The following is a 7,897-nucleotide window of genomic DNA, read 5'->3' on the forward strand; positions in this document are numbered from 1 at the left end:
TTGTCATAAGTAATAGGTTGACTTTTTTTACAATGGGTAAAGTGAAAATCGCTATCCGTGCGTATAAAAGTAGCTGTGTTACTTCATGCTAGCGTTGTAGAGCCTGATAATAGCGAAGGCCGGCCACTTCAACTCCTGTGGGAAATGTTTGACCTGAAGATCCACTTTTTTGAGCGGGTTTTGCTAAAAAAGTTAGCGGAAGGACAAACCCCACGGAAAGGGAAGTGGGCAGCCGGAGTGGTGGTCAAGCAAGCAGTAGCTATTATTCCATAATAGCTACTAGAGGAAGCGTAAACCTGAGCATTTAGTGATAAGGACTGAGCGAATTTTGCTAGTTGGCTATTGTACGTCATTCATCTATCTATTTTTCATGAAGGATGTAACAAAGCTGTTTTACAATGTTTACAATATGGTTAGGAGGAGGTGCTGAGTTGATGAGTAATGAATGGAAAGCAACATTTGGGTCGTGGGTACAAGCGATTGGAACAACCTTATCAGCAATAGGCTCAACCCCCTCTATAAATATACCAGCTCCCTTGGCGAAGGAACTGAATTTAGTTGGAAATGTAATGCAAGCAACTGGAAATTCTTTAGTGGCAGATAGTATTGATCACTTTACACTTAATAAACTAGGCAATGAGATTCAAGCAATTGGTAACTCAACAGTTATTACTGGAATTGTTATTGATTTTAATGAAAAAATAAAGAATGATTTAAATATCAAAGGTAATTTACTTCAAGCTTTAGGTGGTGGAGTAGCACTAGCGGACGCTCTAGGACATGAGCCAAATGAAAATGAACTTAGTAATATTTATGGTAATTTACTTCAAGCTATCGGTAATTCGCTACAAGCTCTATCGGGAAGAACTGGCGATGACGCGCAAGAAGTAAATGCTATTGGAAGTTGGATTCAAGCAATCGGGTCGGTGATTTCGGCATTAGGGCAGACCAAATAGCGAAAACAAGATTGACATCTTCCCAACATAAACAAGGGGTATAATAGAATAGGAAATTTTGAGTATCAGTGCTACGCCGAGACAAAGCAGAGAATTCACAGATCAGGTTTAGTCATTTGGAAATTGATATTCCATCAAGTGAATCTATCGGTAGAAATAATTTGTTAATTCCTAAAGGTTTATTAGTGCATCATTCATGGATGATGTGCTTGTTGAGATAATCGCAGCGCCATAAGCGACATATCTCCCGCATTTAACTGGCAGTAAGCCCCTCACATCAAGCAATAAAGCGAAACTAATATGGGTAAATGGAGGATCAACTGCCAGTAAATGTCCGATTGGTTCTAGGCCTTTAGGTCATACCCTTGTGGTACTACCAATCCGTGGGGAAAACAAAACCCCCGCGGATTGAAGTTTTACTTTATATAAATCTTGGCCTCTTCGTACATACTAAGGATTATGAAGGATAGGGGGATTAGATGAAACAGCCTGCAATGTTTTTAGATCGTGATGGAGTTATCAATGAAGTATTAACAGAACGTGTGAAATTTGTAAATCAGCCAGAGGATTTTTACCTGCTTGATGGTGTAGGAGAGGCTATCAACCTATTCAATCATTTAGGGTATAAAGTTTTTGTAGTTACGAATCAAGGTGGACTTGGTCTTGGTTATATGAACGAAGCAGCATTACATCAAGTACACCAAAGAATGAAGGAAGAAATAGCCGAATTTCATGGAGTCATTGATGATATTGCCTATTGTCCTCATAAACCGCATGCTAACTGTGCATGCCGTAAACCTCAACCGCAAATGATTTACGATTTAGCCAGGAAGCATGCAATTGATCTTCGTCATAGTTATATGGTGGGAGATAGAGAAATGGATATAGAGGCTGGAAAAAAGGCAGGAGTAAATACAATACTCGTTGGAGATCGTCGACATGCACAACAGCCTACTGCTGACCTTGAGTTTAAAGATTTATGGCATGTAGCTCATTATTTTAAATGGAATACGAACACTTAAACAAGCCTCTTTAGAGAAGGATTCTCTGTGGGAATAGCGAATCTAATGAATCCTTACTGAGGAGGTAGCTTATGTAATATAATGTCATTATTGTTGGAGTAGGACTAGCGAGAATTGTTACTGCAAGTGAGGTTGCGTGGAGGGAGACGCATGTTGTTATTAGACCAAGAACCGGAGCAATCTTTTGGGTAAGCATGGTAGTCATTTGATGGTCTGTTTTTAGTTAGTTAATTCACCAGAGCAGCGAAGAATGCGAATTCATGATTCGAGAGCATTGGGGTCAAAAACTTCTTCGTATAGATGCAATAGAAAGGCAGATTCAAGCGAGAGATCGTGAAATAGATAATACATTTTCAAAAGATGTACAGGTAACAGCAATAAGGGGTTCAAGAGAATATGTCGGAGATAAGTTTATTCTCGTAGCATCACCGCATAAAATTTTAGATAGTAAAAATGGTCCGCTCATTGCAGTTCGGCTATATATACTGAGTAGAAAAACATTAGGTGGATTACAAACAGATCTATTCGGACATGTATTGGACGTTTCAGGTGAATGTATACAGGACTTATATGCAGTTAGAGAAGTAACGGTTTTGGTGGTGGAGGTATGCATGATTACCATTCTTTGAAAGATCCGTTTGTTGGGGGGCGCTTATTCACTGATAAGAGAGAAGGTGAAGCGTTAATCAACGAATTATGAAGTTGTAACATAGCAGATATGATATTTGTCATGTACGCTCCTTGATATTTATGTCTTCTTATCATTAGGTAAAACCTTTACGATGATAGGAAAAGATAGTAACTAGGAGGAAAACATGAGTAGACAGAAACAAACTCAATTAAGAAAAAGTGTTGCAGTTTTTGCAAATTCGGATGTAAGGCGAAGTGTCATCCAACTCGTTAATACGATTCTTCCATTTTTAGTTCTCTGGTTTCTTGCTTATCAAAGTCTGTCCATTTCTATTTGGCTTACGCTTGGACTGGCAGTTGTGGCATCAGGGTTTGTTATTCGGATATTTATTATTTTCCATGATTGCACACATAGTTCTTTTTTCAAGAGCCCAAAAGCAAATCGAATGGTGGGTACACTCACAGGAATTATTACATTGTTTGCCTTTGAAAAGTGGAAACGTAGTCATGCGATACATCATGCGACGAGTAGCAATCTAGATAAACGTGGTACAGGTGATGTATGGGTAATGACAGTTAACGAATATAAGGAAGCATCTTTTTGGAGAAGACTCGCCTATCGTCTTTATCGAAATCCCATAATTATGTTTGGATTAGGACCATTATATCTTTTTTTACTATCGAATCGGTTTAACAGAAAAGGTGCAAGACGTAAGGAACGTTTAAATACGTATTTCATTAATTTGTCCATCGTAGTCATCTATGCCTCACTAATTTGGATAGTTGGATGGCAAGCCTTTCTCATTATTCAATTACCAATTCTTTTCTTATCCGGCTCGCTAGGTATCTGGCTCTTTTATGTACAACATCAATTTGAAGATTCCTATTTTGAAAACGAAGCAGAATGGGATTACGTAAAAGCTGCTGTGGATGGAAGTTCATATTATAAGCTGCCAAAAATAATACAATGGGTGACGGGAAATATTGGCTATCACCATGTACATCATTTGAGTCCAAAAGTTCCTAATTACCACTTAGAAGATGCTCATGAATCAACACCACCTCTGCAAAAAGCAACAACGATTACATTGTTAACTAGTTTGCAATCCATTCGATTCCGTCTGTATGATGAAGCTTCACGAACATTTATCAGCTTTAAAGAATTGAAGACATTGCAGAAAAACACGAATGTGAATATTTCTATGAAAACAAGTGTTCAAGAGAAATAATTGTAACATTCGCCAGTAATGAAAAAAGAAGATAAAGAAACTCCGAACTATAATCCTAGTGTATAGAAGTTATATCCGGATAGTAGTTCGGTATTTTTTTGAAATGGTGTTGAATCCTATCGAAAGGAATGAGTTGGCACGAAAATATTGCTATACTTAATACATCAGCTTAAGGAGGGCAAACAATGCAAAATTGGTATCATATATTCCCAAAAAATACAGGATTAAGTGCATTTGCATGGGTTGTTTTTTGTTTATTGCCCTTTTATTTTATTATTCGTTCTTCATCACTTTTGGAAGTTGGTATAGGTATTGTATTAATTGTGTGCTTCTTTACCACCTATCGGCTTTCTTTTATAAAAAAAGGCTGGACGGTTTATTTTTCCGTTAGTATCCAAATGGCGATAAGTATTGGGATGACTTTATATTTTGGGTATGTTTATTTTTCGTTGTTTCTAGCATTTTTTATTGGTAATTTGGAAAGTAAAAATGGATTTATCACATTATATGTTATTCATTTAGTTTCAACTATATCGGCAGTTAGTCTTGGTTTTTATATACAAAGTACCCTCTTTTTATCACAGCTGCCGTTTATTGCGATAACCGTTTTTGGTGTCATCCTCTTACCTTTTACACTTTATAATCGGAATAAACAGGATAAATTAGAGCACCAGTTAGAGGATGCAAATCGGAAAATTTCACAATTGATGGTTATAAAAGAGCGTCAGCGAATTGCAAGGGATTTGCATGATACCTTAGGACAAAAGCTATCGCTTATTGGTTTGAAAAGTGATCTAGCAGGTAAGCTAGTTACGATTGATCCACAATCGGCTAAAAATGAATTGCAGGATATTAATCAAACAGCTAGGACAGCGTTAAAAGAAGTAAGAGACTTGGTTTCGGAAATGAAAAGAGTCAAGTTAAAAGAAGAAATTATTCATGCTCGACAGATGATGGATGCTGCACAAATGCAGTTACATACAGACATCAATGCTGACTTTATAAAAACTCCCATTTTAGTAGAGAATGTATTGAGTATGTGCCTGAAAGAAGCTGTCACCAATGTGGTAAAGCATAGTTATGCTACCGATTGTTATATTAATGTACATCAAACAGCGAGTGCGTGGATGATGGAGATTAAAGATAATGGAGTAGGTAATGCAAAGATGTTGCAAGATAATAAAGGGAATGGGCTTCGTGGTATAAAAGAACGTTTAGAATTTGTAAATGGGAACCTGGAAATTACAGGCACAAAAGGGACTGTATTAACTATTCGTATCCCAAATGTCATCAAACAATCAGAAACGGGAGAGGAGAAGGTAGAATGATACGAATTGTTCTGGCTGAAGATCAAACGATGTTATTAGGTGCATTAGGTGCATTACTAAATTTAGAAGAGGACATAGAAATTGTTGGTAAGGCAAGTAATGGAGAAGAAGCAGTTCGATTAGTTAAGGAGCAACAGCCAGATATATGTATGATGGATATTGAAATGCCAATAAAAAGTGGTTTGGATGCTGCTGAAGAATTAAAAGATAATAATTGCAAGGTAATCATCTTAACAACCTTTGCTAGAACTGGTTATTTTGAACGTGCTAGAAACGCTAAGGTAAGTGGGTATTTATTAAAAGATAGTCCCAGTGAGGAATTAGCCAATTCTATACGAGTTATCGTAAGTGGGCGTAAGGTCTATTCCCCAGAGCTTATTGATTTGGCTTATAAGAATGAAAATCCATTAACAGAACGTGAGGAACAAGTTATACGCCTATTAGCGGTAGGGAAAAATACCAAAGAGATTGCTAAGGAATTATATATTACCACAGGTACCATTCGGAATTATATTTCCGTAATATTGGACAAATTAGAAGTTGGAAATCGGATCGAGGCAATTGCAAAGTTGAAGGATTCGGGATGGATTGAGTAAGGTCTGATTTGATGAAAAAACCTCCCTAAGTAAGGGAGGTGATAACTGACTTAAGCTAGACGCTCAATTCTTTCATCTAAATTTGGATGGGTTGAAAAGATAGAAGATTTTTTAGCCCCGTTTATTTTTAGAGTAGAAATCGAAGTTTCGTCACCTCGAACACGGTTTGTATACATACGTAAACATTCGAGAGCATGTCTCATTTTATCTTTACCAGCCAGGTCTGCACCACCTCTGTCAGCATGAAATTCCCTGTGTCTTGAATATGCAAATACAACGAGACTTCCTAGGACAGAGAAGACAATCTGGAAGAGGATAATCGCGATGAAATGGACGATTGGTGCTAATTCCTCTTTAACAAAACGAGAGACAATAAAAGCCGCAATTCGAGCTAAGAACACAACAAAGGTATTCACGATACCTTGTAAGAGTGTCATCGTTACCATATCTCCATTGGCAACGTGAGCTACCTCGTGGGCAATAACACCCTCAACAGCATCATCATCCATTTCCTGTAATAAACCAGTAGATACTGCTACTAAGGAGCGTTTTTTCGATGGTCCAGTAGCAAATGCATTGACTTCACGTGAATCGTAAATGCCGACTTCCGGCATATGCATTAATCCGGCAGCTCGAGATAAGTGATGTACTTTCTCTACTACTGCTCTTTCATATTCTGACATTGGTTTTTCAGGATTAATGACGCGGACACCCATCATTCGTTTTGCCATCCAACGTGAGATAGCTAATGAAATGAATGATCCTGTAAAACCAATAATCGCACTAAAAATTAATAATGTGCCTAAATGAAGTGTTCCGTCCGCCTGAATATAGTTCCATGTACCAGGAATGAGCGTAAAAATAATCGTGATTGTTGCTAGAACTAAAATGTTCGTTAACAAAAAGTAAAATATTCGTTTTCCCACATTCTCACCCTTTACCTATAATCTGTATCTGTGGATCATTCACATTCATTATATTATGTAGCCCGTCGCCTTACAACAAATTTTATAGATGTATTTTTGGAAGGTTTAGGATAGGCGATAGATCCTTGTAAAAACCCAATATTTAATTATAGTTACTTTTTATAATAAAATTACTTGACATAAGTTTATGGTTATTTTACTATAGTTACATAAAGTAATTAACTTTTTAATGAATAGCCAGAATTAATTCTTTTGGTTGGTTTGTAATAACGATTACTTTATCGAATAAATCAGAACAGCAAGGAGATATTAAGGAATATGAAATTTCTTGATAAAATAGCTGAAAAACTTTTTACAAAGGAGCGTAATTCGATGAGCAATGTAAAATTAGCTGTAATCTACTATAGTTCTACAGGAACGAACTACGAGTTAGCTAAATGGGCTGAGGAAGCTGGGAAAGAATCAGGAGCTGAAGTAAGGTTGGTGAAAGTTCCTGAACTTGCACCAGAAGCTGCAATTGAGTCAAACCCTGCTTGGAAAGCTCACTATGATGCAACAAAAGATGTAAAAGAAGCTACATCCGATGATATTGAATGGGCTGATGCAATCATTTTCTCAACCCCTACTCGATTTGGTAACGTGGCTTCACAGATGAAACAATTTATAGATATGCAGGGTGGTCTTTGGGGAGCAGGTAAAACGGTTAACAAAGTAGTAAGTGCGATGTCATCTGCCAGCAATCCGCATGGTGGTCAAGAAGCTACCATTTTATCACTGTACACATCGATGATGCACTGGGGAGCTATAATTGTACCTCCAGGATATAGTGACCAAGTAATCTTTGGAGCTGGTGGAAATCCATATGGTACAAGTGTAACCCAAGGACAAGACGGAAAAATGGTAGAGGATGTAGAAGCTGCTGTTAAGCATCAAGCAAAACGTACAGTTGAAGTAGCTGAAAAAGTTAAATAGTTTGGAGAATAGTATAAGCTGGTCAAATCTTTGATGATTTGACCAGCTTTTTTAGATGCGCCAGGCATGGCGACTATCTAGGGTGTGAGAGGGGCGAGAAGCTCTTAGCTTCTCCCTTTACTCGTAAGTTAAGAAAGTATAAAATCAGTGCAATGACTGCGTTAAGCGAAGTAGTTATTTTGAAATGTTTGATGTATATTGGCAATGCTCCGACTAATTACTTCGCTTTCCGCGGGCA

9 protein-coding genes are annotated in these 7,897 nt (G+C 37.5%); 8 read left to right on the forward strand and 1 reads right to left on the reverse strand.

Features of this window, described 5'->3' with window-relative positions; genetic code table 11:
• Positions 1-57: 57 nt before the first annotated feature.
• The 7 genes from ABDZ84_RS07230 to ABDZ84_RS07260 all read left to right on the forward strand — a co-directional run bounded on the left by ABDZ84_RS07230 (position 58) and on the right by ABDZ84_RS07260 (position 5,761).
• A complete protein-coding gene (locus ABDZ84_RS07230) occupies positions 58-273 on the forward strand; it encodes a hypothetical protein (RefSeq protein ID WP_343780718.1) in 216 nt (71 codons plus the stop codon).
• A gap of 161 nt (positions 274-434) precedes the next feature.
• Positions 435-956, forward strand: coding sequence for a DUF6944 family repetitive protein (locus tag ABDZ84_RS07235; RefSeq protein WP_026679662.1), 522 nt, complete (start codon positions 435-437; stop codon positions 954-956).
• 479 nt (positions 957-1,435) lie between these two features.
• Positions 1,436-1,978 (forward strand): D-glycero-alpha-D-manno-heptose-1,7-bisphosphate 7-phosphatase, encoded by a 543-nt coding sequence (locus ABDZ84_RS07240; protein ID WP_026679661.1) that lies wholly within the window; start codon positions 1,436-1,438, stop codon positions 1,976-1,978.
• Positions 1,979-2,238: 260 nt separating this feature from the next.
• Positions 2,239-2,607, forward strand: a complete 369-nt coding sequence (locus ABDZ84_RS07245) for an FAD-binding protein (protein ID WP_026679660.1) — start codon at positions 2,239-2,241, stop codon at positions 2,605-2,607.
• Positions 2,608-2,793: 186 nt separating this feature from the next.
• Positions 2,794-3,837, forward strand: a complete 1,044-nt coding sequence (gene desA, locus ABDZ84_RS07250; protein ID WP_026679659.1) for a Delta(5) desaturase DesA — start codon at positions 2,794-2,796, stop codon at positions 3,835-3,837.
• Between the two features lie 185 nt (positions 3,838-4,022).
• Positions 4,023-5,165 (forward strand): sensor histidine kinase, encoded by a 1,143-nt coding sequence (locus tag ABDZ84_RS07255; RefSeq protein WP_026679658.1) that lies wholly within the window; start codon positions 4,023-4,025, stop codon positions 5,163-5,165.
• Positions 5,162-5,761, forward strand: a complete 600-nt coding sequence (locus ABDZ84_RS07260) for a response regulator transcription factor (RefSeq protein WP_026679657.1) — start codon at positions 5,162-5,164, stop codon at positions 5,759-5,761. The genes ABDZ84_RS07255 and ABDZ84_RS07260 overlap by 4 nt, the downstream gene beginning before the upstream one ends.
• Positions 5,762-5,811: 50 nt before the next feature.
• Here ABDZ84_RS07260 and htpX read toward each other — a convergent pair whose 3' ends face one another.
• Positions 5,812-6,687: a protease HtpX gene (htpX, locus tag ABDZ84_RS07265; RefSeq protein WP_343780723.1), complete on the reverse strand. Its 876-nt coding sequence runs from the start codon at positions 6,685-6,687 to the stop codon at positions 5,812-5,814.
• A 372-nt stretch (positions 6,688-7,059) separates the two neighbouring features.
• Here htpX and wrbA point away from each other — a divergent pair, with 372 nt between their 5' ends.
• Positions 7,060-7,659: an NAD(P)H:quinone oxidoreductase gene (gene wrbA / locus ABDZ84_RS07270; RefSeq protein ID WP_026679655.1), complete on the forward strand. Its 600-nt coding sequence runs from the start codon at positions 7,060-7,062 to the stop codon at positions 7,657-7,659.
• The last annotated feature ends 238 nt before the right edge of the window (positions 7,660-7,897 follow it).

The organism is Virgibacillus salarius (genome assembly GCF_039521925.1).
Lineage (GTDB): Bacteria > Bacillota > Bacilli > Bacillales > Amphibacillaceae > Virgibacillus > Virgibacillus salarius.

Excerpts from the sequence above, each read along its gene's own strand:
- ABDZ84_RS07235 (WP_026679662.1), top strand. The coding sequence starts at position 435 with ATGAGTAATGAATGGAAAGCAACATTTGGGTCGTGGGTACAAGCGATT.
- ABDZ84_RS07240 (WP_026679661.1), top strand. The coding sequence starts at position 1,436 with ATGAAACAGCCTGCAATGTTTTTAGATCGTGATGGAGTTATCAATGAA.
- ABDZ84_RS07245 (WP_026679660.1), top strand. The coding sequence starts at position 2,239 with ATGATTCGAGAGCATTGGGGTCAAAAACTTCTTCGTATAGATGCAATA.
- desA (WP_026679659.1), top strand. The coding sequence starts at position 2,794 with ATGAGTAGACAGAAACAAACTCAATTAAGAAAAAGTGTTGCAGTTTTT.
- ABDZ84_RS07255 (WP_026679658.1), top strand. The coding sequence starts at position 4,023 with ATGCAAAATTGGTATCATATATTCCCAAAAAATACAGGATTAAGTGCA.
- ABDZ84_RS07260 (WP_026679657.1), top strand. The coding sequence starts at position 5,162 with ATGATACGAATTGTTCTGGCTGAAGATCAAACGATGTTATTAGGTGCA.
- wrbA (WP_026679655.1), top strand. The coding sequence starts at position 7,060 with ATGAGCAATGTAAAATTAGCTGTAATCTACTATAGTTCTACAGGAACG.